At 48.0% G+C, this 23342-nt stretch carries 22 protein-coding genes and 1 other RNA gene; 1 reads left to right on the forward strand and 22 read right to left on the reverse strand.

Annotated elements, in window-relative coordinates; translation table 11 throughout:
* Nucleotides 1–17 precede the first annotated feature (17 nt).
* Together RQP50_RS12140 and RQP50_RS12145 are read right to left on the reverse strand one after the other, a co-directional pair.
* Nucleotides 18–236, reverse strand: a complete 219-nt coding sequence (locus RQP50_RS12140; RefSeq protein ID WP_028531284.1) for a DUF1540 domain-containing protein — start codon at nucleotides 234–236, stop codon at nucleotides 18–20.
* Nucleotides 237–364: 128 nt separating this feature from the next.
* On the reverse strand, nucleotides 365–865 hold the full coding sequence (locus RQP50_RS12145; RefSeq protein WP_028531285.1) for a DUF3907 family protein: 501 nt from the start codon (nucleotides 863–865) through the stop codon (nucleotides 365–367).
* A gap of 257 nt (nucleotides 866–1122) precedes the next feature.
* On the opposite strand from RQP50_RS12145, the gene RQP50_RS12150 reads away from it, so the two are divergent.
* A complete protein-coding gene (locus RQP50_RS12150; protein ID WP_065290498.1) occupies nucleotides 1123–3078 on the forward strand; it encodes a S8 family peptidase in 1956 nt (651 codons plus the stop codon).
* A 202-nt stretch (nucleotides 3079–3280) separates the two neighbouring features.
* Here RQP50_RS12150 and rnpB read toward each other — a convergent pair.
* The 20 genes from rnpB to floA form a co-directional block, all read right to left on the reverse strand.
* Nucleotides 3281–3678: RNase P RNA component class A (rnpB, locus tag RQP50_RS12155), an RNA gene on the reverse strand.
* A 54-nt stretch (nucleotides 3679–3732) separates the two neighbouring features.
* Complete coding sequence (locus tag RQP50_RS12160) at nucleotides 3733–4848, reverse strand: Nif3-like dinuclear metal center hexameric protein (protein WP_315745621.1); 1116 nt, start codon at nucleotides 4846–4848, stop codon at nucleotides 3733–3735.
* On the reverse strand, nucleotides 4824–5591 hold the full coding sequence (locus tag RQP50_RS12165) for a tRNA (adenine(22)-N(1))-methyltransferase (RefSeq protein ID WP_072728891.1): 768 nt from the start codon (nucleotides 5589–5591) through the stop codon (nucleotides 4824–4826). Before RQP50_RS12165 ends, RQP50_RS12160 begins: the two co-directional genes overlap by 25 nt.
* On the reverse strand, nucleotides 5539–6450 hold the full coding sequence (locus RQP50_RS12170) for a hypothetical protein (protein ID WP_315745622.1): 912 nt from the start codon (nucleotides 6448–6450) through the stop codon (nucleotides 5539–5541). Before RQP50_RS12170 ends, RQP50_RS12165 begins: the two co-directional genes overlap by 53 nt.
* A gap of 94 nt (nucleotides 6451–6544) precedes the next feature.
* Nucleotides 6545–7675 (reverse strand): RNA polymerase sigma factor RpoD, encoded by a 1131-nt coding sequence (gene rpoD, locus RQP50_RS12175; RefSeq protein ID WP_021256791.1) that lies wholly within the window; start codon nucleotides 7673–7675, stop codon nucleotides 6545–6547.
* A gap of 35 nt (nucleotides 7676–7710) precedes the next feature.
* Entirely contained in the window at nucleotides 7711–9558 is a 1848-nt protein-coding gene (gene dnaG / locus RQP50_RS12180; RefSeq protein ID WP_315745623.1) for a DNA primase, read from the reverse strand.
* Nucleotides 9559–9596: 38 nt separating this feature from the next.
* Nucleotides 9597–10076, reverse strand: coding sequence for a YaiI/YqxD family protein (locus RQP50_RS12185; protein WP_028531288.1), 480 nt, complete (start codon nucleotides 10074–10076; stop codon nucleotides 9597–9599).
* Between the two features lie 248 nt (nucleotides 10077–10324).
* A complete protein-coding gene (gene glyS / locus RQP50_RS12190; protein WP_072728893.1) occupies nucleotides 10325–12394 on the reverse strand; it encodes a glycine--tRNA ligase subunit beta in 2070 nt (689 codons plus the stop codon).
* Complete coding sequence (glyQ, locus tag RQP50_RS12195; protein ID WP_021258134.1) at nucleotides 12387–13274, reverse strand: glycine--tRNA ligase subunit alpha; 888 nt, start codon at nucleotides 13272–13274, stop codon at nucleotides 12387–12389. The genes glyS and glyQ overlap by 8 nt, the downstream gene beginning before the upstream one ends.
* Before the next feature lie 301 nt (nucleotides 13275–13575).
* On the reverse strand, nucleotides 13576–14340 hold the full coding sequence (gene recO, locus RQP50_RS12200) for a DNA repair protein RecO (RefSeq protein WP_021256796.1): 765 nt from the start codon (nucleotides 14338–14340) through the stop codon (nucleotides 13576–13578).
* A 36-nt stretch (nucleotides 14341–14376) separates the two neighbouring features.
* Complete coding sequence (locus tag RQP50_RS12205) at nucleotides 14377–14517, reverse strand: YqzL family protein (RefSeq protein ID WP_072728894.1); 141 nt, start codon at nucleotides 14515–14517, stop codon at nucleotides 14377–14379.
* Between the two features lie 233 nt (nucleotides 14518–14750).
* Nucleotides 14751–15671 carry a GTPase Era gene (gene era, locus RQP50_RS12210; protein ID WP_370510413.1) on the reverse strand — a complete coding sequence of 307 codons (921 nt, stop codon included), beginning with the start codon at nucleotides 15669–15671 and terminating at the stop codon, nucleotides 14751–14753.
* 84 nt (nucleotides 15672–15755) lie between these two features.
* Nucleotides 15756–16142, reverse strand: a complete 387-nt coding sequence (locus RQP50_RS12215; RefSeq protein ID WP_072728895.1) for a diacylglycerol kinase family protein — start codon at nucleotides 16140–16142, stop codon at nucleotides 15756–15758.
* Entirely contained in the window at nucleotides 16142–16642 is a 501-nt protein-coding gene (gene ybeY / locus RQP50_RS12220; protein ID WP_021256799.1) for an rRNA maturation RNase YbeY, read from the reverse strand. Before ybeY ends, RQP50_RS12215 begins: the two co-directional genes overlap by 1 nt.
* A gap of 57 nt (nucleotides 16643–16699) precedes the next feature.
* Entirely contained in the window at nucleotides 16700–18970 is a 2271-nt protein-coding gene (locus tag RQP50_RS12225; protein ID WP_072728897.1) for an HD family phosphohydrolase, read from the reverse strand.
* A 15-nt stretch (nucleotides 18971–18985) separates the two neighbouring features.
* Nucleotides 18986–19954 (reverse strand): PhoH family protein, encoded by a 969-nt coding sequence (locus RQP50_RS12230; RefSeq protein ID WP_021256801.1) that lies wholly within the window; start codon nucleotides 19952–19954, stop codon nucleotides 18986–18988.
* A 20-nt stretch (nucleotides 19955–19974) separates the two neighbouring features.
* Nucleotides 19975–21207 carry a sporulation protein YqfD gene (gene yqfD / locus RQP50_RS12235; protein WP_065290489.1) on the reverse strand — a complete coding sequence of 411 codons (1233 nt, stop codon included), beginning with the start codon at nucleotides 21205–21207 and terminating at the stop codon, nucleotides 19975–19977.
* Nucleotides 21204–21497, reverse strand: a complete 294-nt coding sequence (yqfC, locus tag RQP50_RS12240) for a sporulation protein YqfC (RefSeq protein WP_021256803.1) — start codon at nucleotides 21495–21497, stop codon at nucleotides 21204–21206. The genes yqfD and yqfC overlap by 4 nt, the downstream gene beginning before the upstream one ends.
* A gap of 256 nt (nucleotides 21498–21753) precedes the next feature.
* Complete coding sequence (locus RQP50_RS12245) at nucleotides 21754–22305, reverse strand: hypothetical protein (protein ID WP_315745624.1); 552 nt, start codon at nucleotides 22303–22305, stop codon at nucleotides 21754–21756.
* Between the two features lie 10 nt (nucleotides 22306–22315).
* Nucleotides 22316–23323, reverse strand: coding sequence for a flotillin-like protein FloA (gene floA / locus RQP50_RS12250; RefSeq protein WP_028531291.1), 1008 nt, complete (start codon nucleotides 23321–23323; stop codon nucleotides 22316–22318).
* Nucleotides 23324–23342 lie beyond the last annotated feature (19 nt).

Raw genomic sequence — 23342 nt, forward strand, 5'->3', positions numbered from 1 at the left:
CTAGCTTCCGTTCAAGATCATTTGGGCACAAACGTCTGACAGCATGTTGAAGAGGACTTAGAGGCTGTATCCTTATGATCGCCTCGGAACGATTCGTCCGCGAACTCTGAATTGGCCTTTACATTAGCATGTGCATCAATATCAATCATAATTTCAGAAGCTTGACAGCGAAAATCCCCCCAAAATTTACAGTTGGATACGCTGCAGCGAACTACAGGTTTTTCACTCACATCCATCACCTCCGTGTTATCAGCATGTCCTAGTCCGTGATGTCATATCCTGCTCTCTTCCTGCCATGATCTAACGAAAAAGACGCTCCGTGGCATAAACGGAACGTCTTCGTAATTGATATATTTGGAATTCCTTATTTCGAGCCTTGCATACGACGCTGCGTTAAATAGTCACTCTCATAATAGGCCAGCTCATCGCGGAGATCTTCGAACAGCTTCACAACCGACAGAACAATATCCCTCGCTGCTCGAACAGGCTTCTTCCGGAAACGAATTGCGTCTTGACCCGTATACGCGTATCGACCATCCTCTGAATAACACTCATTCTTCGGGTAGAAGAAAGCATTCACACAATGATGATACACTTCGTACAAGCAGCGCTCGCCAAATGCCGTATCAAAGGTTGCTCTTCTTAACGCAACACCCAGCCGTTCATAGCTCTGCTCCGTGAATACGAGCAAATGCCGAATATCCGTCAGGAATCCTTTATAGAAACTAACAGTCTCGTCTTCCTCATTCCCTTGAACAAGAGCAGTTAGCGAATACTCATTTAAAAATTGCTCAAGCTTATCAATCGCTTCCTTAAGTTTGTCCTTCGAAACTTCGCATTGCTGCTTCACATTGGATGCTGGCATGAAAGCTCCCCCTTACCCCATTCGTCCATTTGGAATTTCAACTCTTCGGGCATCCGATTTGGAATCATTTTCATTTCCCCTTCATCCTACCACAATCCGATCATGATGGGTATCATTTTCCGCCGCGTCCCGAATAAATTCGTGTACCAATTCTCAACCTATAAACAGGTCTGTTCACGATACGATATCTGCAGCCGAGAGGCGCTTGATATCAAAAGGCAGGACAATTAGGAAGGAACGCTAGAGGAGGAAGTTGTATGCAGCGACGATATGTGGTTGGAATAGTTGCTCTCTGTGCAGCCGTACTTACGATTCCGCTATTGTGGGCTCCAGATCGCCATCCCGAGCCAAGGGGCATGACGACAGCCGCACACGAAGAGAGCATGAAAAAACAAATCCTGAATCAGGACGTTACACGCACAAGCCGGATGTTCGCCATTGATTCCAGACGTGATCTGGAAGATGCGCTTGCCAATTGGGGAGCCAAGACTCATGCCCAGAAGCAGGATACCGTTCAGCAATTTATGAAATCCCATCCCCACTTCGTGTACATGAAATGGGTCGAAGGTGGTTCAACCGCTTGGGAGAAAGGAAATGTACCGAAGGATGAGCGCTGGGACGCCAACAAGCAGCTCGAGAGTTATGTTCGGACTGCTACCATGAACGTAACGAAGCAGCAGTCATATTCCTCTCCTGAAGTGTTAGTGAATGGGAAAAGCCATATGGTCATTGGCATTGCCTCTCCCCAATCGCAGCAGGGGATTGTCGCAATCGTGAATCAAGATGTCATCCAGACCGTACGCAAGCATCAGCAAAAAAATCTTCGACTTGTACCTTACCCGCCTGAATCCAAGTACCGTGTCAAGTCTGTCGATTCCAACTCGATGCGGGATGTAAAGGTTCAAGACGGAGAAGATAACGCCGGCACAAGCCATTATTATGAGAATGAAATCGTCGTGCGCTTCCGTTCTGACCCCGACTCCATTCAATTGCAGCGTATGATGCGGGATACTGGGTGCGCACACCCGCGCAAGCTCGGTTACACGTATGTGTTTCGTTCTCATAAGATGAGTGTTAAGCAATTAACTTCTTATTTCAAACAATTCAATCCGATATACAGTGAGCCTCATTTTCTATATATGACAAATGAGAAGCCCTCACCAGTTCCATCGACTCCTTCTTCTCAAGCTCGCCCCAAGACATTGAATGAACCGACACAAGGGGATGCTGCTGAGGAGCCAAATGATGCGTTGTACAAGGCTTATCAATGGAACTTGCCGAATATCCATACGAACCGAGGATGGATGACGAGCAAAGGGGCCAAAGATGTCATTGTGGCGGTTGTCGATACCGGCGTCGATTCCAATCATCGTGATTTGCAAGGCAAGCTGCTGAAGGGTTATAACGTCTTTGATAAAAACCAGCCTCCAAAAGATGAAGTCGGACATGGTACTCATGTAGCCGGCATTATTGGCGCTACTGTCAATAATGGTGAAGGCATTGCCGGGATTACATGGTACAATCCGATTCTTCCAGTCAAAGCGCTTGACAATAACGGATCAGGTACATCGTACTCTGTTGCGGAAGGAATTATTTGGGCGACTGACAATGGAGCCAAGGTCATCAACATGAGCTTAGGCAACTATGTCGATGGCGCATTTCTGCATGATGCAGTCAAGTATGCCTATGATCGCGATGTCGTGCTGATCGCTGCAACGGGCAATGACAATACCCGGCGTCCTGGATACCCTGCTGCTTATCCTGAAGTATTTGCCGTATCCGCTACGGATGCGAATCAGAAGCGCGCTTCCTTCTCCAACTACGGCAACTACGTAGATGTTGTGGCGCCCGGCACGTCGATTGCAAGCACGTATCCGAACAATCAATATGCGGCATTGTCAGGCACTTCAATGGCTTGCCCGCATGTATCCGCATTGGCTGCACTTATTCGCTCCGTGAATCCTTCGTTAAAGAATACGGAGGTGTACGATATTATGCGGCAGAGTGTAGTCGACTTAGGAACACCGGGTAAAGATATGTATTATGGCTATGGTGAAATTGATGTCGCACAGGCCCTAAGCCTTGCAGAGCAAGGAACAACATCATTGTCGCTGCTTCCGCAAAATATTGCACGCGAAATCAAGCGCACGATTGCTCAATATGTGAAGCGTCCATCTACGCCATCTTCAATAATCCCCGCTTCCCAGCCGTAAACGACTTATGGCCATGGGATGGGACATTGTAGCTGATGTCCTCCAACCAAAAACCCCCGCACAGCTTGTGTGCGGGGGTTCTTATAATCTTGTATTGATGCTGTGCAACCAAATGCAGCAGCTGAGTTGACTCGTTCTTGTTAGACATCTGCATTATACACTCCGTACACAATGCATCCTTCGAACAATAAGTGTTGTAGCTCCGGAAAGTTTGCCGTAAGCCGGGTTCTGTACTGATCGTGGTATTACGGGAGCTACCCTTCCACTACAAAGTGACAATCATCTATCTAGACCGTACATTGCTGCACGGTTCAAGCGACCAACCCAGACGCACCTCGGGCTAAGGCTGCCCTTGCGGGCATGCATCTCATTAGGTCTTGCTCCAGATGGGGTTTACCAGGAACGAAGTCACCAACGCTCCTCGTGGTCTCTTACACCACGGTTCCACCCTTGCCTGTGCTGCCGAAGCAGCCATCGGCGGTCCATTTCTGTGGCACTATCCTTCAGCTCGCGCTGACTGGACATTATCCAGCACCCTGCCCTATGGAGCCCGGACTTTCCTCTCGTGACCAAGTCACCAGCGATTGTCTGTCAAACTTTCCGTCAACATTCGTTAGTATACAAGTTTCGCGCAAGAAACTCAACCGTCAACTTTTACAAAAACTGAAATGGCTCGGTATTTGTGGAAGAAGCTACGAATTGCGTCGATACTCCCTTGTCAGATGCCACCTGCTGCAGGCGTCCTGCGACATCCTGCTTCATCATCTTCTCTGCATTATGGCCCGGATCAATTATTGCAAGACCTGCAGCGAGTGCATCGTGGGCAGTGTGGTAATCCACATCTCCCGTGACGAGCACATCCGCTCCGTGGAATATCGCATGATGGATATATCGGGCGCCTGAACCGCCGAGGACAGCAACCTTGCGTACAGAACGCTCCAGATTGCCGACCACGCGTACATTCGATACCTCGAAGCTGCTCTTCACCTGCTCTGACAATTGATGAAGAGTTACAGCTTCAGTCAGCTTGCCTACTCGGCCCAAGCCATACTCTGTTCCTTGAATATCTACAGGGTAGAGATCATAAGCGACTTCCTCGTATGGATGCGCCTTAAACATCGCTTGCAGCACACGGCTTCGAACCGACTTCGGAATAATTGTCTCAATTCGTACTTCTGGTACATTCTCCAGCTTGCCCGCTTGTCCGATATGCGGATTCGTGCCGTCGCCAGGCTTGAACGTGCCGAAGCCTTCACTATTGAAGCTGCAATGGCTGTAGTTCCCGATGTGCCCAGCCCCGGCATCCAATATTGCAGCACGAACTTCATCTGCATGCGTCTGCGGTACAAATACAACCAGCTTGTGCATCTGCTCCTGCTGCAGCGTTTCGAGGACACGGACATTCGTAAGCTGGAGGCGTTCCGCCATCAAATCATTCATGCCCCCTACTGCCACATCGTAATTCGTGTGTGAGATGTATACCGAGATGTCATGCTTGATGAGCTTCTCATATAATCGGCCGGCAGGGGTATCTGTCTGTAAATGCTTCAAAGGTCGGAAAATGATTGCATGGTGAGCGATAATGAGGTTCGCTTGCTGAGCGATAGCTTCCTCCACGACCTCTTCATTCACATCGAGTGCAACGAGTACTTTCGCTACTTCCTTATTTAGCGAACCTAGTTGAAGCCCAATTCGATCATCTGGTACAGCCAATGACTTAGGCGCCAGCTGCTCCATCCACTGAATTATTGTTGACCCTTTCGCAAACATTCAATAATCGCCTCCAGTTCCGCTTTGTTCTGAACGAATACTTCTCGACGCTGCTTCGCCTCTTCACTCTCGGCCTGTTCCATTGTACGCAGTACACGCTCCCGCTTCGCTACTTCACGCTTCCATTTCTCAAAGAATACATCTGTAGGAGCTTGCGACAGCAGTGGGCCGAATTGCAGCAGCCACTCCTCTGACAGCATCTTCCCACATAATAAAGGCCGAGACTCGTACAGACGAGCGTTATGTGTCTCTGCTGATTCGAACTGGCGCTCTGCAAGCAGAACCTCATAAATTTTGCCGTCTTCCTCTAAAATATGCTCCTTAAGCAGTGCCCAGCCTTCCTTGCGAAGCCAGCGACGAACGATATCCTCGCCCACATTCGGCTGGAGGATGAGTCGCTTGACCCCCTCAAGCTTCTCAGGTTGAGCTGATAATATACTGACAATGAGGCTCCCCCCCATTCCAGCGATAGAAATGCAGTCCACCTCATTAGGCTCCAATACGGCAAGCCCATCACCAAGCCGGACCTGTACGATATTCTCCAAGCGAGATCCGAGCACTTGGCGTCTAGCTGCTTCATACGGACCTTGATTCACTTCACCTGCGACGCCATAAGAAATAATGCCTTGCTTCGCCAAATAAGATGGCAGCAGCGCATGGTCAGAACCGATATCTGCAAGTTTGCTGCCTTCAGGCACCCAATCCGCAATCCATTGTAGTCGTTTGGACAGTTTGATGTTCACGAATCCATTTCACCCACTGTTGTCTAAAGTAATATCCCATGTAAAACGTAATAAAAAGCTTCATTAGCATAAATAGCAGAACCTCGCCACCAGCATTAAGCTTCAGTGTGATGATTCTGCCAAGCCAAGCGGCCTCAGGCATATGCCAAGCAATCAGGGAAGCTATCAGTAGCCCTGCTGAAGCTGAAGGAAGAACACTGTGCATCACCCAAGCCATCCAGATGAATAATAAGCTCTCTGGAAGCCACAACCACTGCATCTCAATGAGCGTAAGTTCTCCCCCCATTGAATAGAGAATTACCGCATAGGCGATCGCCAGCAGGAGCCAACCGAACCCCTGCATTCCGCCGCGCCGCAGTAGCAATCCTGTTATGATCCATAAGAGCCCTGCTCCAATCAACCACAGCGCCACGCCATACCAGGAAAGCCATTGATGCAGCATGAGAATGGCAAGCGCGCCAAGCATGCTTACAGCGTTGCCGAGACTTATAAATACCGCGATTTGCACTTTACTTTTCTTTGTCGCATACTTTGAATTGAAGACGGCAAGCCCATAGTTAATAAGGGCAAATAAGGCGACAGCTCCAATTTGCATTGGAATGTCAAAAGCGGTAAAATGAAATCCAGCAGTACAGAACAAACCAGAAATGATAAATAACGCCAGCCATTTGGCGGCAGGAAGATCGGCCAGCCATTCCGCGAAGCGTCTGTTAGATACCACAGACGGCTCAGCTGCTTCTGTTGATTCTGGCAGTTGGTACAATTGAGCAAGGAATTCGCAATAGCGTTCCGGCAATAATCGATTATGTCTCCAACGTGCAATTTCCTGCGACATCCATTGGCGCTGCTTCTGATCCATGAGGCTTGTCACGCTCCTGTGTGGGAATGCCTTACATGGCGACAAAAGACCTTCCCCACGCATACTGCGCGCAAGAAGGTCTCGTCGTTAGCCACTATTCAAGAAAATCTTTAAGTCGCTTGCTGCGGCTCGGATGACGCAATTTACGAAGTGCTTTCGCTTCAATTTGGCGAATCCGTTCGCGTGTGACACCGAATACCTTGCCTACCTCTTCCAAGGTGCGAGTACGGCCGTCATCGAGACCAAAGCGCAAACGAAGCACATTTTCTTCACGTTCTGTCAATGTGTCAAGGACATCCTCCAACTGCTCCTTCAACAGCTCATATGCTGCCGCATCAGCAGGTGCCAATGCTTCTTGATCCTCAATGAAGTCTCCCAAGTGAGAATCGTCTTCTTCACCAATTGGTGTCTCAAGCGATACCGGTTCCTGAGCAATCTTCATGATCTCGCGTACTTTCTCAACACTAAGTTCCATCTCTGCTGCAATTTCTTCTGGAGTTGGTTCGCGTCCAAGTTCTTGAAGCAATTGACGGGATACACGGACAAGCTTATTAATCGTTTCTACCATATGAACAGGGATACGGATTGTACGCGCTTGGTCGGCAATCGCTCTTGTAATCGCTTGGCGAATCCACCATGTTGCATACGTACTGAACTTGTATCCTTTGCTGTAGTCGAATTTCTCAACAGCCTTAATCAGTCCCATATTTCCTTCTTGAATCAAATCGAGGAACAGCATTCCGCGTCCAACATAACGCTTCGCAATGCTGACTACGAGGCGCAAGTTCGCTTCCGTCAAGCGTTTCTTCGCTTCTTCGTCCTCCTGCTCAATTCGCTTCGCAAGTTCGATCTCTTCTTCTGCTGACAAGAGCGGAACACGGCCGATCTCTTTTAAGTACATCCGAACCGGGTCATTAATCTTAATTCCCGGTGGCAGCGATAAGTCATCATCGAAATGGAAATCTTCGTTATCCCCATTCTCCCGATCACCATTATTGCGATTGCCCATTCCATCTTCCGTTTCATTTACCACTTCAATGCCCAAATCAGATAGCTGTTCATAAAACTCATCCATCTGCTCAGGGTCTTGATCGAACGTCGATAACTTTTCAGTAATATCTTTATAGCTGAGCGAGCCGCGCTTTTTACCGAGCTCAATCAATTGATCCTTCACATGTTCCAACGCTGCTTCGGCATCTAGTCCAGTATGTTGATCATTCGCCATTTTCCGACTCCCTCCTCCCTAGAAACTTCTGCTTCCTACCGCTTCAGTTGTTGCTCTAGGGCTATAATATCTTGTGCAATTTGCGCGGCACGCAAGATGTCTCCAGAACGCTCCGCCTGCACCATTTCTTCCTTTTTACGCTCAATTTCACGATGCCTAGGCACTTTCAAGATCTGACCGATGTAATCGTCTAATAAGGCGGTGTCATTTCGCAATGGCACTTCAGCCATCGATATGGATGCAGCCGTTTTCTCTAATCGGTCATCTTGCAATGTCGCCAAATAACAACTGAAATCAGGCTCCTTGCCTTGCGCGTAATAAGCATATAGATAAGCGGCAAGTGCCGCATGATCATCTACATTGAATTGCTCACCAAGATTCCGCTCCACATAGTTGGACACTTCGATATCTTGGAACATTAGCGCCAGCAGACTGCGTTCTGCATAGACGTATGCTGGACGCAACACGGGCGGGGAGATAACTTGTTTATCATTCCTAACATTATTCCACCAATTGTCTTGATTATCCCCGTTTTGGTTGTTTTTTTGCAGTTTTTGACGGATATTCGCGCATTCTTGCTTCAAAGAAGCAATCGCAGAATCCCCTGATAATTCAAGCAGTGAAGCGAGCTCCTTCAAATGCATCTCCCGTTCGACAGGAGATTCAACCTGCGCCACAACACGCAACGCCGCATCTTTGAAGCGCCGTTTGCCATCATCTTCTAGCAGTATATGATTTCGACGTAAAGATATAAGCTTGAATTTGGTTGGCGTAACAGCTGACGCGATGATCGCATGCCTGAACCGTTCAGCTCCGTGTGCCTTAATAAATTCATCAGGATCCATCCGATCAGGAAGCATGGCGACAGCAACATGAAGGCCGCTTCCCTCTAATAGGTCAATCGATTTCATGGCGGCTGCTTGTCCAGCATCATCGCCGTCATAACATAATGTAACACTATCCCCGAGCTGCTTCAGCAACTGGACATGCTCAGAGGTTAACGCAGTTCCCATTGTTGCAACGCCATTCATCACTTGGGCTTCCCACGCTTGAATAACGTCTGCAAATCCTTCAAACAGAACAATTTCTCCGCTGCGCTTAATGTGCGGTCTTGCTTGATGCACATTGTACAGCAGCTTCGATTTGTTGAATAGCATAGTCTCGGGTGAGTTCAAGTATTTGGGCTGACTTCCGTCCAGTACCCTACCTGCAAATCCAACAATGCGTCCCCGGCGATCCCTTATCGGGAACATGACCCGGTTACGGAAACGATCGACATACCCTTCACCATTCGTTCTAGCCGATACGATACCGCCCTTCTCTACCAGAGCTAGGTCGAACTGCCGTTTCGTTAGAAACTTCACGATCATATCCCAATTCGGCGGTGCGTATCCAATCTGAAACTGTTCGATGAGCTTGTCATTAATGCCGCGTTCACGCAAATAGCGAAGCGCTTCCTGACCTTCCGTCGTATTCATTAATATGTAATGATACATCTTCGCAGTCAGTTCATGTGCTTCAATCAGCCGATCTTTCGCTTCATTCCGCGGATTGCGTTCAGCATACGAGTCACCGCTTCCCCATGTTATAGGAATGCCCGCCAACTCAGCTAGATGGGTAATCGCTTCAGGATAGGAATATCCTTCAAGGCCCATCACAAATTGAATGGCTGTCCCGCTCTTCCCGCAGCCGTAGCAATGGAAAATTTGCTTCTCCGGCGTGACCGTGAACGATGGTGTCTTCTCTGAATGAAAAGGGCAGAGCCCCTTCAAATATTTACCGTTCTTCGATAAGTGGACGTATTGTCCAACAATATCGACGATATCGTTGCGCTTCAATACTTCATCGCGAACTTCGTCAGGAATAAGTCCATATCCGTTCATCGTCAATCACCTTCATCTGAACACGTATTACTAATTCGCTATGGGCGCATTTTCTCCTGCTCACGAAGCAAAAGTTTTGTCAGTTTATGTTGGAAAATTTCGCGATCCTCTTCACTCATCGCTCGCGGACCTTTCGTTCGTAAACCTGCTCTTCTCGCTTTGCTTGAGATATGCCGCCTTGTCAGGTACTCATCTACATTATCGCCGGTCAGCTCGCTGCCTCTCGGCGTAAGTACGGATGCACCTCTTGGCAAACAGAGCGCGGCCAACCCGTAGTCGCCCGTAACCACTACGTCCCCTGACCGCGCTGTGTTGGCAATATAAATATCCGCCGCTTGAAACGCTTGATCCACAAAAACAGTATGAATATCAAGATTCATAAGCTGCCAGTCTGGAGCAAATGCAGCATAAGAAGCTACAAAAATAACTCCTGCACCCATTTCAATGGCTGCGGCAACAATTTCATTTTTCACAGGACAAGCATCGGCGTCTACTACGATTCGAAGTTTAGAAGACATGTTCTCACCATTTTCGTAAAGCGTCGGAACTTTCATTAATCGTTTCACCGTTTATATTATATACGCTGTATCGTTTAAAATTCCTGCTTCGAAATCCGGATTTCCTCTACATCAACTCAGTTTTTGTCGAATCGATGAAAATAAGGATGGAACATGTCGAAGAGAATCCGAAGAATCCCTTCTTCATGTTCCATCCATTTACAACAACTACCCTACTGTCCATAGACGATAAATCTCATTGTTGCTTATTACGCCCAGACAAGCTTGGAGAAATCTGCGAAGCGCTGAATGTCATTTGCAATATTCGCAAGCAAAGCCAAGCGGTTCACCCGCACCGCTTGATCCTCAGCCATAACCATCACTTGTTCGAAGAACGAATGGACTTCATCCTTCAGCTGGGACAATACGCTCAGTGCCTCTGATGGATTGCTATAAGCTGCTTCATAAGCTTCATGCACTCGCAGCCAGCTCTCATGAAGATTGCGTTCTGCATCCTGCTCGAACAGCTCAGAACGTATCTCCTTGCTGTCTGCTTTAGCAGCCAAATTGCCCACACGGTTGAACGATTCAACCGTCAGCTTGAACTCATCTGCCTGTACAGCACGCATAAGTGCTTCTCCACGAGCTACTGTGAGCTTCACATCGTCATAGCCAGCAGCCATTACCGCATCAACAACATCGTATCGAACGGAATCAGACAATACATTCTTCACCCGCAAGCCGAAGAATTCATACAATTCTTTACGAACTTCCTCACGTTCACGTTTCAACAATCCTGCTTGTTCATATACATCAAGCGTAATGTTGAAGATCGTATGCAAAGTAAGTGGAAGATTGCGTTCCAGTAGAATTTGCACAATACCTGTCGCCTGTCTCCGCAAGCCATATGGATCCTGCGACCCTGTCGGGATTATGCCGATCCCGAAGCAGCCAGTCAACGTATCCATCTTATCAGCCATACTGATTATCGAACCGACAAGTGAAGCTGGTGCTGGGTCGCCAGCGAATCTAGGCTTGTAATGCTCGTTGATTGCTTGGGCTACCGCCTCTGGTTCCCCTGCCTTGCGAGCGTAATCCTCACCCATAACCCCCTGCAATTCAGGGAATTCATAGACCATTTGCGTAACAAGGTCGAACTTGCAAATATCCGCTGCACGACTTACCCACAGCGCTGTCTCACGATCCGTCTGAACCGCCAGCGCCAATGCATCCGCAATTGCATGAATGCGGCGCACCTTATCCCCGATCGAGCCTAGCTCCTCGTGGAACACGATTGAATCTAGCTTGTGCACGCAATCGATAATTTTAAGCTTCTGATCTTCTTCATAGAAGAACTTCGCGTCAGACAGGCGTGCGCGCAGCACCTTCTCGTTCCCTTTTGCAACCATCTCCAATCCCTTGGAGTCACCGTTGCGCACGGTTACGAAGTAAGGAAGGAGCTGGCCCTCTGCATTCAATACAGGGAAGTAACGCTGATGCTCACGCATCGAAGTAATCAACACTTCTTGAGGAATGTTCAAGAACGCTTCATCGAATCCACCGAACAATACGGTAGGGGTTTCAACCAAGAACAGTACTTCTTCCAGCAAATCTTCCTTAATCGCAATGTGCCAATCCTTGCTCTTTGCAAGCTCTTGAATTTGGTTCTTAATATTTGCTTCGCGTTCTGCCACATCAACGATGACGGACTGTTCACGAAGGCGCTCCACGTATTGAAGCGGCGCATCAATAACCGCCTCATCACCAAGGAAACGATGACCACGAGTCGTGCGGCCCGCTTTTACGCCTGCAATTTCAAGTGGGATAATATCCTCGCCATGCAGAGCAACAATCCAGCGAATCGGACGAACGAAGCGCATATCCTTCGCACCCCAACGCATGTTTTTCGGGAAAGTCATTGCATGAATAATTGAAGTCAATCCCTCAACAAGAACATCCGCCGTATTCGTCCCAAGGCTGCTCTTATTCGCGTAGATATACTCGACTCCGTTCAACTCTTTGAAGAAGAATTCCGACGGATCTACGCCTTGACTGCGTGCAAATCCAAGGGCTGCCTTCGACCACTCACCGCTCGCATCGTGAGCAATCTTCTTGGCTGGCCCCTTCACTTCCTCATGAACGTCTGTCTGCTTATCTGCAACGTCCTGAATGAGCACTGCGAGACGTCTTGGTGTTGCATACGCAGATACCGTTCCGTATGCAATCCGCGATTCTGTCATCCAGCGTTCCGTACGCTCCTTCAGTTGTTCCATCGCACTGCGAATGAAACGTGCAGGCACTTCCTCTAAGCCAAGCTCGAGCAATAAATGTCTAGGCATCTTGTTCCTCTCCTTTCTTCAAGAGTGGGAAGCCAAGCTTCTCACGTTCTTCATAGTAAGTCGCAGCCACATGGCGCGCAAGATTGCGCACGCGTGTAATGTACCCTGTACGCTCCGTTACGCTAATCGCGCCGCGTGCGTCAAGCAGGTTGAATGTATGGGAGCATTTCAGCACATAATCATATGCTGGGAATACCAAATGAGCATCCATCGCACGATTTGCTTCTTTCTCATACATATTGAACAGCGTAAACAACATCTCCGTATCGCTTACTTCGAATGTATATTTCGAATGCTCGAATTCAGGCTGGTGGAATACGTCGCCATAAGCTACGCCTTCTACCCACTCCAAGTCGAACACATTTTCTTTGTCTTGAATATAGGACGCAAGGCGCTCCAAGCCGTACGTAATCTCTACAGCCACTGGATGTGCATCGATACCGCCCACCTGTTGGAAATAAGTAAACTGCGTAATTTCCATACCATCAAGCCATACTTCCCAACCTAGACCCCATGCACCCAAGGTTGGCGATTCCCAGTTATCCTCTACAAAACGAATATCGTGGATTGTTGGATCGATCCCCAGGCGGTTCAAACTCTCCAGATACAATTCTTGAATATTGTCTGGAGATGGCTTCAAAATAACTTGGAACTGGTGATGCTGGTACAATCGGTTCGGGTTCTCCCCGTAACGGCCGTCAGCTGGACGACGAGATGGCTCTACATAAGCTACATTCCATGGTTCTGGCCCGATGGAACGAAGGAAGGTCATCGGGTTCATCGTCCCTGCACCCTTCTCTACATCATACGGCTGTACGATGATGCAATTCTGCTCAGCCCAAAATTGCTGCAGCGTCAAGATCATTTGTTGAAAATTCACAGTCAGGACTCCTTTGCCTCATATTGACGGCATTGACGTATGGGAGAATGCAAAAAACTCCCGCCTCTACGCCTGATGCCAGACGTAGGGACGAGAGTTATATTCCCGCGGTTCCACCCTACTTGATCGAAATAAAGTCCGATCCACTTTCACATGAGCCTTGCTCCAAAGTGCCATTTCATTCGTTCGTTCGTTCAGGCTTCCACTGCCCCTGAATCGCTGCATTCAAACGCTGCGAACTACTTTCTTCTTCAACACAAGGTATACCTCAATTTATTGATTTATTATAGCGAAATGGATATTACTCGTCAAGCTGCGCCAGATCATATTTCTCCATCTGCTCAAGGAACTGCAATGATTTCAGACGTACCCCAACATGCGTATCCATGTAACCACGCATGCAAGCCCGAAGCTGCAGCTTAGTTGCAGGCTTCAATGTAATATTGCCCAGACGATGCAAGTCTGTCATCTCGAATTTTTGAAGCAATGCAAGCATTTGCAGATTGGCGACGTAATTCGCATGTTCCCTCGGCTTACAGCTTGCACACAGCGCACCACCTAACCGCCAACTAAAAGCAGCAAGCCTCTCCTCTGTACCGCAAGCGACGCATGCATGCAGTTGAGGAGCTACGCCAGTTCGCTGCCACAATTTCATCTCGAAGAGATGGGTTGTCACCTGTACATCCTTGCCTTGGGCAATAGCTTGCAAGTAGGCATGGAATTGATCAAACATTGGCCCCCCAGCTTCTTCATCATGCAGTGCCTTATCCACTAATTCAGCCGCATAGGACGCATAGGCTGCCAGATGGAGCTGCTCACGAAGCTGATGATTCGCCTCTACTATCTCACAAGAATTAAGAGTACCAATATGCCCCATTCCACGAAAGAACACGTACTCCCCATAAGTGAACAACTGAGTCGCCGCAGCATGTCGGCTACGAACCTTTTTCGCGCCGCGAACAAGAACACCGACTTTGCCGTGAGATTTCGTACAAAGTGTGATGATCTTATTGCCTTCCCCATAGTCCATGCTGCGGATGACAATTCCTTCAACCCGATATAACACTCTCGTCCTCCCATGATTGACGCTGCATAATCATTATTAATCTGTAGATTGCTCCACGATTGGCGCAATCTCTGTTGGGTGCTCCTCAAGCTCTTCAGTCATTCCTGCCTGCTTATATAGCAAGTAAGCGTCGACATCCCCCGTCTTCGCAAATACATTCCATGAAAAATCACGCATTGCTACAATCCCCTTTCGTTAAGAGAACCTTAATCAATGACATGCTCCTATGATGCCCGCAAGCAACAATAGTGGCAGTTATAGTTGCTGACCTGAAGCGAACGTTCGAGGCAATATCTTCGGATACAGACCAGTAAGACTATGCGTCATCATTTAGGTTGTGCTGCTTAGAAGGGAATATCCATTGCAAAAATTGGAGTGTATGGTTTAGACCAGCCTGTTCCTCGCTTGATTTACTCGTGTCTAAAACCAAGATCGCGCAAGACTCGATCCTGATTTCGCCAATCTTTTTTGACTTTCACCCATAGCTCCATGAATGTCTTGGAACCGAGCAAGTTTTCGATATCCTGTCTCGCCAACTTTCCAATTTCTTTCAGCAAGGCACCCTGCTTGCCGATAACAATTCCTTTTTGTGAATCCCGTTCCACGAAAATAACTGCCGAGATATATACAACGCCATTCTCCTGCACACGCATATCCTCGATCGTTACCGCAATAGAATGAGGAATTTCTTCTCGCGTCAGGTGCAATATTTTCTCGCGAATCAATTCTGCAACGACGAATTGCTCCGGATGATCCGTAATTTGATCATCTGGATAGTACTGCGGGCCTTCTGGCAAATAGCCTCCGAGCACATCCAGCAGCCGGTTGACGTTACTTCCATTTATCGCCGAGATCGGCACAATCGCTGCGAAGTCGTGCAGCTCATTGTACTCTGTAATCATCGGCGGTAGAGCCTCTGGATGAACCTGATCGATTTTGTTCATGACGAGTATGACAGGAGTACGGACTTTTTTCAATTGTTCAATCACATATTTATCTCCGCCGCCAAGCCCAGCAGATACATCGACAAGGAAGAGGACAGCCTCTACCTCATTCAAGGTGTTCAGTGCCACATTGTTCATATAATCGCCGAGCTTCGACTTTCTCTTGTGGATACCAGGAGTGTCCAAAAATACAATTTGCGAGTGATCCGTTGTGTACACGCCATGAATTTTGTTGCGTGTCGTTTGCGGCTTATCTGACATAATGGCGATTTTCTGGCCGATCACATGGTTCATCAGTGTAGATTTGCCGACATTTGGGCGACCTACAATCGCGACGAAGCCCGATTTATACGTATTACGATTCATTTGATCTTGATTATGAAACATGAATTCCCCTCCAAAACTTCTCTGTATGTGCATACACGGCGCTCTGCCGTTCAATAACGACAATAGCGCCGTGTATGAATGTCTTCATCCGTGCATAACGCGCAGAATCGCACCAAGCAGCTTCATTCCCGGTTCGAAAAAGATAGCAACGCCAACTATAACGGCGAATACCGCCGTCACGAGCACGGCTCCTGCGGCGGTATCTTTGGCTACCTTCGCCAATGGATGCGGTTTCGGCATCACGAGATCGACGACAGATTCTACTGCGGTATTCAATAGTTCAGCTGAGATTACGATGGTAATGGCGAGTCCTAGCCACAGCCAGTCCGAAGTCGATATTTGCAGTACAGCCCCTAATAGAAGTGCCAACACACTCATTGCTGCATGTACCCTCATATTGCGCTGCGTTCGTATTGCGTAGGCTATTCCTGCGAAGGCAACACGAAAGGTATCGCTCCACGGACGCTTCATTAGCGGCGCAAACCTACCTTCTCCAGCACTGCTTCCTGCTTGTCCATCATAATTTGTTCACTTGGCTCATCCTGATGATCATATCCGAGCAAGTGCAGGAAGCCGTGAACAAACAAGAATCCAATTTCACGCTCCAAGGAGTGGCCATATTCATCCGCCTGCTCCTTGGCGCGTTCTGTTGAGATGATGATATCGCCAAGCAGATCATTCATCTCATCCAATTCTTGCTCATCCTCAATTTCGTATAGAATGTCCAATTCCTCTTCAACAGATTCGTTCAAGGCAAAGGACAATACATCTGTCGGACGATCAATTCCTCGATATTCACGATTTAACTCATGAATTTGCTCATTATCAACGAACGTTAACGCGACCTCTCCCTCTTGAATGCCCTCCATCGCCGCAGCTTCCTGTAGGATACGCTCCAGCAGCTCAATTAGGGAAGGATCTATCGGGTAAATGTCTTGATCGTCATTCCATTCCAGCTTCATACTCGACATGTTCGTTGCTCCTCACTTGCAGTTTTAAGATGTACGTTCAACCGAATCAATCGCAGGCTACGACTTCGGAGCTTCCGCTGCAGCACCCGCGTCCTTATTCTTCAACTTCGAGTCATCCGGATACTCAATACGGGAGTGGAAGATTCCCATTACAGTCTCCTTCAGTGACTGAGCAACAATATCCAGCTCGCGCAGTGTCAGATCACATTCGTTGAACTGATTGTCGTCCATCCGATCCTTCACAATTTTATGAATCATCGATTCAATTTGCTCGACCGTCGGATGACGAAGTGAACGCACTGCAGCTTCCACACAATCCGCTATCCCTACAATAGCCGCTTCCTTCGATTGGGCTTTAGGCCCAGGATAACGGAAATCATCCTCAGTAAAGTCAGGCTCAATACCCTGTTCTTCCGCCTGCTTCTTCGCTTTGAAGTAGAAATACTTCAAGAAGGTTGTACCATGATGCTGCTCAGCAATATCTCGTATCGGCTTCGGCAGCTTGTAATCCTTCAGCATCTCAGCGCCGTCCCTGGCATGAGCAACGATAATGGACGTACTCAGCTTCGGATCGATTTGATCATGCGGGTTGTCCATATTCGTCTGATTCTCAATAAAGTAACTTGGACGCTTCGTTTTGCCGATATCATGATAGTAGGCACCTACTCGACACAGCAGTCCATTCGCACCAATCGATTCCGCAGCCTGTTCAGACAGGTTCCCTACCATCACGCTATGATGATAGGTTCCCGGTGTTTCTGTCAGAAGTTTGCGCAGTAATGGATGGTTCGGATTGGACAATTCAACCAGCTTAAGTGCAGACAAAATGCCAAATGTAACTTCAAAAAACGGCATCAGTCCGAGTACAAGGACTGATGTGAGCAGTCCGCTGGCAAAAGCAAATGCAGCCGACAGCATCGTATGACTCTGATTCATTGGCTCTCCATATAGCATGGACAGCGTTAAAGCCGTTACACTGCCGAAGATACATACCATAATGCCTGCCTTCAAGATCGTGGAGCGTTGGCTTGCACGATGAATGGCGAATATTGCTGCGTAACTGGTCACGAGCGCAAAAAATCCAAAATGGAAATCAAACAACGTGCCTTGGTTGGTGTTCAAGATCATCCCCGCAAGGATACTCAGAACGACTGCACATATATACGCTAGCGGCAGATCGATGAGCAGGGTAATCAGCATAACCCCCATCGCAGTTGGTGCAACATACCCAATATAAGGGATTTCCTTCGTCTGCGCGTAGCCGATTATATGAATCGCAATAATATTGATTATGAAAATCAACACAAGCATCAGCAACTGCACGTTGTTGAACTTGAAATGAGTATGGCTTGATTGACGCATAAACATAAACAAGACGAGCGAGAACATCACCGACAGAAGCAACAAGCCAAATTGCGGCCAGTAGTTAACTTCTGATTTCAAAAGATCGTTCTCTTTCAGCAAATCATAAGTCTCTTGAGAGATAACCTGCCCTTTTTTAATAAAGATATCGCCCTGCTTAATGAAGATTGGCTGCGTATTCTCCCGCGCCTGAACCTTTGCATCCTTCGTTGCGTCATCATTGTAGAACTTGTTCGGCGTAATGCAGAGGCGAACGAGCTCCTGCACCACCTCGCGAGCAGAGCGCTTATCCAGCGAGCTTGCATTGACGTATTCCGGTACCTTGGCACGCGGCACAGAGGCATCTGGAACCGCGTCAGCCATCAGCTTAGACACTAGTTCCCGAGCAACAGGCTTCATTTGTGCGACGTCTTCTTTAGTCAAGCGTGCAATTTTCAGATACGTTTCTTCAGGGATATCGTACTTCTGCTCGTCAATGCGTTTCTTTACTTCGTCAAGCAGTGTACTCGAATATGTATCCTTATTGCGGCTTGTCGTCAGAAATTCCCTAAGATACTTATTGACCTCATCAGGGATGACGGTGCGATATAAGCTGATCTTCTGTGCGTACGATATGAGCTCATCGTCATTTAACTGGTCGATACGCTCGAACAGAGAATCGATTAAGCGCTCATTTTTGAGCGAGATAATCTCATAAATGGGCTGTACGCGCTCGGCAGCCTGCTCTTGGGCTTTAAGCGTTGCCTTCTTATCTGGGATTTGAATCGGTGCGATAATATCCTTCTCACTCTTCGCATTGACTTCAATATCCAGCTTCTCTGGCAGAATGCTCGGCGCCAAACTGAAATAAAATAATAATGTTAATAAGAAAAATAGAAGAAAACGTACGCCTACGCTATACTTCCATCCCGTCATATTCACTTGACGTTTGCTATTTCCGTTGCCGGAACGATTTGTCTGTAGCATAGAGAACAGTCCTCTCTATCCTTGGTTTTCGCTTTCCTTCTGGTAAGCTGTAATAATTTTCTGCACTAAGGAATGACGAACGACATCCTGCTCGGCAAAATGCACGAATCCGATCTCCTCAATCCCGTTCAAGATTCGCCCTGCTTCCACGAGACCAGATCTCTTACCGCGAGGCAAATCAATTTGGGTAATATCCCCGGTAATGACCATCTTCGATCCGAAACCAAGTCGTGTCAGGAACATCTTCATTTGCTCAGGCGTCGTGTTCTGTGCCTCATCCAATATGATGAACGCATCATCCAACGTCCGTCCCCGCATATAGGCGAGAGGCGCAATCTCAATCAATCCACGCTCAAGAGCCTTAGCAACCTGTTCCGTGCCCATCACGTCATACAGCGCATCATAGAGAGGGCGCAAATACGGATCTACCTTCTCTTGCAAATCTCCAGGCAAGAAACCAAGGTTCTCTCCGGCTTCTACTGCAGGCCGAGTCAAAACGATTCGCTTGACGGCTCCTTCTTTCAACGCAACGACGGCAAGTACAACGGCAAGATACGTTTTCCCTGTACCTGCAGGCCCTACACCGAATACGATGTCTCTCTTCTTAATCGTTGATACATAATGCCGCTGACCTATTGTCTTAACGCGGATCGGTTTGCCGCGGTATGTATGTGCGATTTCGCCCCTGAATAAATCAAGCAGCTCGTCAACCTTCCATTCCTGCGCTAAATCGACTGCATACATGATATCCCGTTCAGACAGGATAATATTGTTGCGAATCAGCTCGAGCAGAACGAGGAATAACTGCTCCAATTTTTCAGTTTCTTCCGCTTCCCCCGTAATGACAACCTCCGCCTCGCGCGATGTCACTAGTGCATCTGTACGGCTTTGAATCAAGCGCAGATGCTTATCTTGCGGCCCGAACAGGGCTAGTCCTTCAGCAGCATTTTGTAGTGAAATTTTAACAGTCTGTTGTTGCGACAAAAACCTCAGTCTCCTTGTATTCAGTGTCCTTGTTCATGTGGTTCTGATTCCGGTTGTGATTTCTGTTCAAACTGGCGAACAAGCGGAAGTTCTTCCGCTATTGATTGCTCCACTTCAAAAAGCACCTTCATGACCACTTTACCATTGTCCGTCTTCTGATGCAAAATTTTTTCCGAATGAATGCGGGCATTTGGTCCGTTTTTGCCGAGCACATCCGCCCTAGCTTGCTTCAGTCCTGCCTCTGCAGCTTGCGTCTCCGTTCGTTCCTCAGATGCGAACTGAACTTCCTTAATTTTCTCATTTGTCCAGCCAATAGGCAGCGACAACTGCCTCCATTTCAGCGTGTTGTCCTCCTGCAGTTGCTCATAATGAGCATAAGGAATATCTCCGAATCCAGAGACCATAAGCCTCCGGTTGCCTGTCACGATATATTTTCTCTCTTTCTCTTCCCCTGTGTATACTTTATGCTTCATGACGAGCGGCGAAGAAATCTCATATTGGTGCCAGACGAGCCCTCTTGCTTCTCCCTTGGCCGCCACATCCTTCGGTTCAGTTTCAGTTCCAACGGCCCCGGAAATAAGTACAGCGCCTTTTTTGACGCGGGCATTGCGGGCAACGACAGCTCGTCCATTCTCCGCGATAATATCAGTTACGATTGCATCCTCTGAAGCAACAATATGTCTTGGATTAACCAATTTCAATGAATCGGGCTTCGTTGCTTCAATCACTTGAATTGATACCCTGGTCCCTTCCCAATTGACTCCCACCCATGATGCCTCTTTCAGCTTCGTGTGCATCGCCTTCGCAATTAGATCAGGGTCACGCAGACGGAATGTCCACTGAAAAGGATATATCCCCTGCTCTTTCGCAGCCGCAAGCACCTGCTCTGTTGGTATGCGATCATTGCCCTTCACATCAATGGACCATACCAGCGAGGAGAGCATGTACAATCCAAGCATAAACATAGCGAAGCCAATCAAGAAGAACTTGCGGCGGAGAACTCGTCTCAACGCAAAAGGCCATCCTATCCGCTGCTCCACATGAACCCGACAGCCTGTCTGCTTCAAAATGGGCCTCAGGTTAAAATAATCAGACAGCAGTACATAGCACTGGAAGTCTTGGAACGAAGTCCGCTGCACATCCCACACTTGGATTTGTTTGGAGACGACAGCATTAATAAAAGACTCCGCATTCCCTCCTCGAATGCGAACCCGAACATAGCCGCGAGCATTGGCCAACGTAGGTGCCTTCACTTCATTTCCCCCGTTCCATTGTATGTGATATTGCGTATGATTCCTTCAATACGTATCTCTTCCGTCCATATCGCCCGAATAACAAGCTCTGATCCGGATATCTCTAGTTCTCCATTGGTTAGCGCCAAACGAACCAGCTCGTTCGAAAAATGCACAATCCCGCGGTGGTTCTCAACGATAAGATGCCGATTTCCAATCATGGCTAACCGGGGCGTATCCGATAATGTATCCTGCGGCAGATCCAGCCAATTCGCTGTCCAGTTGCTTAATTTGCGGCCAAAGCGACTCATTTTGCGACGGGCCCCCTTCCTATTCGTTACAATTTATGCGCAGAATGACGCGATTATAACGATTGCAGCGACCCTTCACGCGAGATCCTCGAGGAATATTCCATGTTAATGATTGTCTGTGGAACTGCAGAAATAAAAAAAAGCCCCACTATGCAGGCTTAGCACGTATTGTACTAAGCCTGTATGTGGAACTTCTCTCTTCACCTACAGCTGTTCCTGAACGGAACAGCAAGGACTTGTATTAATACTTATAGATTCAGCGGCGATGCTGATAGGGACGCTTGGCACGCGGTGGGCCGAGTACCTCCGCCCAAATGACTCCCTGCATCACTTCATCAGGTGTAACTGCACGGCTTGAAGAACCCTGCCCCTGTTCGGGTGAAGCAGCTGATGAAGTATGGCGCTTAGAGAATCTGGAAGCTGATCCGGACGAGATCGAGCTCGCCATTCGGTCGATTGCAGCCAGACGCTGCTCTAGCTCCGTCAGACGCGCCTCATCCGAGTCAATGAAATCATACGAGTTATCCGGACTTGAAGCCATCCCTGCTGGCGCTGGACGTTCAGCGCTGGTCGTAAACACAGGCTGACGTTCTGGCTTGCGTTCTACCTCCTCATATTCCTCCTCGCCTGCATCCTCATACCTCTTGTCATCGCTGCTTTTTGCAGCCCCTCCACTAAAATCAGGCATCCGGTTGGTTTTGTCCTTTTTCTTCGAGCCGCCCAGTGAAGAAAAAAGAGCTCCCAAAATAATAATCGCTATTAACGGATTGCTTGTGACGAAATGAATAATCTTCTCAATGATCACCATGGCTCATCGCCTAGCTTTCTGATTTGTTGTCGTGATTATTGTTGGGATTGTTGTCGGATACCTTGCCGATTGTACCGCGCATTTGCGTATCAGCTTCAATGTTTTTCAAATTCATATAATCCATAACACCCAATTTGCCGCCGCGAAGCGCTTCAGCCATAGCAAGGGGCACTTGAGATTCCGACTCAACAACAAGTGCACGCATTTCAACGACGCGTGCCTTCATCTCTTGCTCATGTGCGACTGCCATTGCACGGCGTTCTTCTGCTTTTGCTTGCGCAATGCGCTTATCCGCCTCAGCTTGCTCAGTTTGCAAATGTGCACCGATGTTCTTACCTACATCGACGTCTGCAATATCAATAGACAAGATTTCAAAGGCCGTTCCTGCATCCAAACCTTTGCCGAGTACAGTACGGGAGATAAGATCTGGATTCTCCAGAACGTCTTTATGGGATGCGCTGGAACCTACAGTTGTAACGATACCTTCGCCAACACGCGCGATAATCGTCTCTTCCCCAGCACCACCGACTAGGCGCTCGATGTTCGCACGTACGGTAACGCGCGCACGAACCTTTACTTCAATACCGTCCTTCGCCATAGCGGCAACGATAGGCGTTTCAATAACACGCGGGTTAACACTCATTTGCACCGCCTGCAATACATCGCGTCCTGCAAGATCGATTGCTGCTGCGCGTTCGAATTCAAGATGAATATTCGCACGTTGTGCAGCGATTAACGCATTAACAACACGGTCAACATTACCGCCAGCCAAGTAGTGACTCTCCAATTGGTTAATATTCAGTCCAAGACCGGCCTTAGTAGCTTTAATCATTGGGTTGACGATACGGCTTGGCGTTACACGGCGCAGACGCATAGCGACGAGTGAGATAATCCCGATCTTCACCCCGGATGCAATAGCCGAGATCCAGAGCATTACTGGGAAGAAGCTAAAGAATACACTTAGTGCAATAACAATAACAACCCCTATTAATAGCGCAGTTACCGTAGATGGATCCATATTCAATCATCCTCCAATA

It is taken from the genome of Paenibacillus suaedae, from assembly GCF_032337355.1.
GTDB lineage: Bacteria > Bacillota > Bacilli > Paenibacillales > Paenibacillaceae > Paenibacillus_B > Paenibacillus_B suaedae.

What these genes read in the sequence shown, in the direction of transcription:
- RQP50_RS12140 (WP_028531284.1), bottom strand. Translation starts at nt 236, where the DNA reads ATGGATGTGAGTGAAAAACCTGTAGTTCGCTGCAGCGTATCCAACTGT.
- RQP50_RS12145 (WP_028531285.1), bottom strand. Translation starts at nt 865, where the DNA reads ATGCCAGCATCCAATGTGAAGCAGCAATGCGAAGTTTCGAAGGACAAA.
- RQP50_RS12150 (WP_065290498.1), top strand. Translation starts at nt 1,123, where the DNA reads ATGCAGCGACGATATGTGGTTGGAATAGTTGCTCTCTGTGCAGCCGTA.
- RQP50_RS12160 (WP_315745621.1), bottom strand. Translation starts at nt 4,848, where the DNA reads ATGTTTGCGAAAGGGTCAACAATAATTCAGTGGATGGAGCAGCTGGCG.
- RQP50_RS12170 (WP_315745622.1), bottom strand. Translation starts at nt 6,450, where the DNA reads ATGGATCAGAAGCAGCGCCAATGGATGTCGCAGGAAATTGCACGTTGG.
- rpoD (WP_021256791.1), bottom strand. Translation starts at nt 7,675, where the DNA reads ATGGCGAATGATCAACATACTGGACTAGATGCCGAAGCAGCGTTGGAA.
- dnaG (WP_315745623.1), bottom strand. Translation starts at nt 9,558, where the DNA reads ATGAACGGATATGGACTTATTCCTGACGAAGTTCGCGATGAAGTATTG.
- RQP50_RS12185 (WP_028531288.1), bottom strand. Translation starts at nt 10,076, where the DNA reads ATGTCTTCTAAACTTCGAATCGTAGTAGACGCCGATGCTTGTCCTGTG.
- glyS (WP_072728893.1), bottom strand. Translation starts at nt 12,394, where the DNA reads ATGCCTAGACATTTATTGCTCGAGCTTGGCTTAGAGGAAGTGCCTGCA.
- RQP50_RS12205 (WP_072728894.1), bottom strand. Translation starts at nt 14,517, where the DNA reads ATGCGTGATTTTTCATGGAATGTATTTGCGAAGACGGGGGATGTCGAC.
- era (WP_370510413.1), bottom strand. Translation starts at nt 15,671, where the DNA reads ATGTTTCATAATCAAGATCAAATGAATCGTAATACGTATAAATCGGGC.
- RQP50_RS12215 (WP_072728895.1), bottom strand. Translation starts at nt 16,142, where the DNA reads ATGAAGCGTCCGTGGAGCGATACCTTTCGTGTTGCCTTCGCAGGAATA.
- ybeY (WP_021256799.1), bottom strand. Translation starts at nt 16,642, where the DNA reads ATGTCGAGTATGAAGCTGGAATGGAATGACGATCAAGACATTTACCCG.
- RQP50_RS12225 (WP_072728897.1), bottom strand. Translation starts at nt 18,970, where the DNA reads ATGCTACAGACAAATCGTTCCGGCAACGGAAATAGCAAACGTCAAGTG.
- yqfC (WP_021256803.1), bottom strand. Translation starts at nt 21,497, where the DNA reads ATGAGTCGCTTTGGCCGCAAATTAAGCAACTGGACAGCGAATTGGCTG.
- RQP50_RS12245 (WP_315745624.1), bottom strand. Translation starts at nt 22,305, where the DNA reads ATGGTGATCATTGAGAAGATTATTCATTTCGTCACAAGCAATCCGTTA.
- floA (WP_028531291.1), bottom strand. Translation starts at nt 23,323, where the DNA reads ATGGATCCATCTACGGTAACTGCGCTATTAATAGGGGTTGTTATTGTT.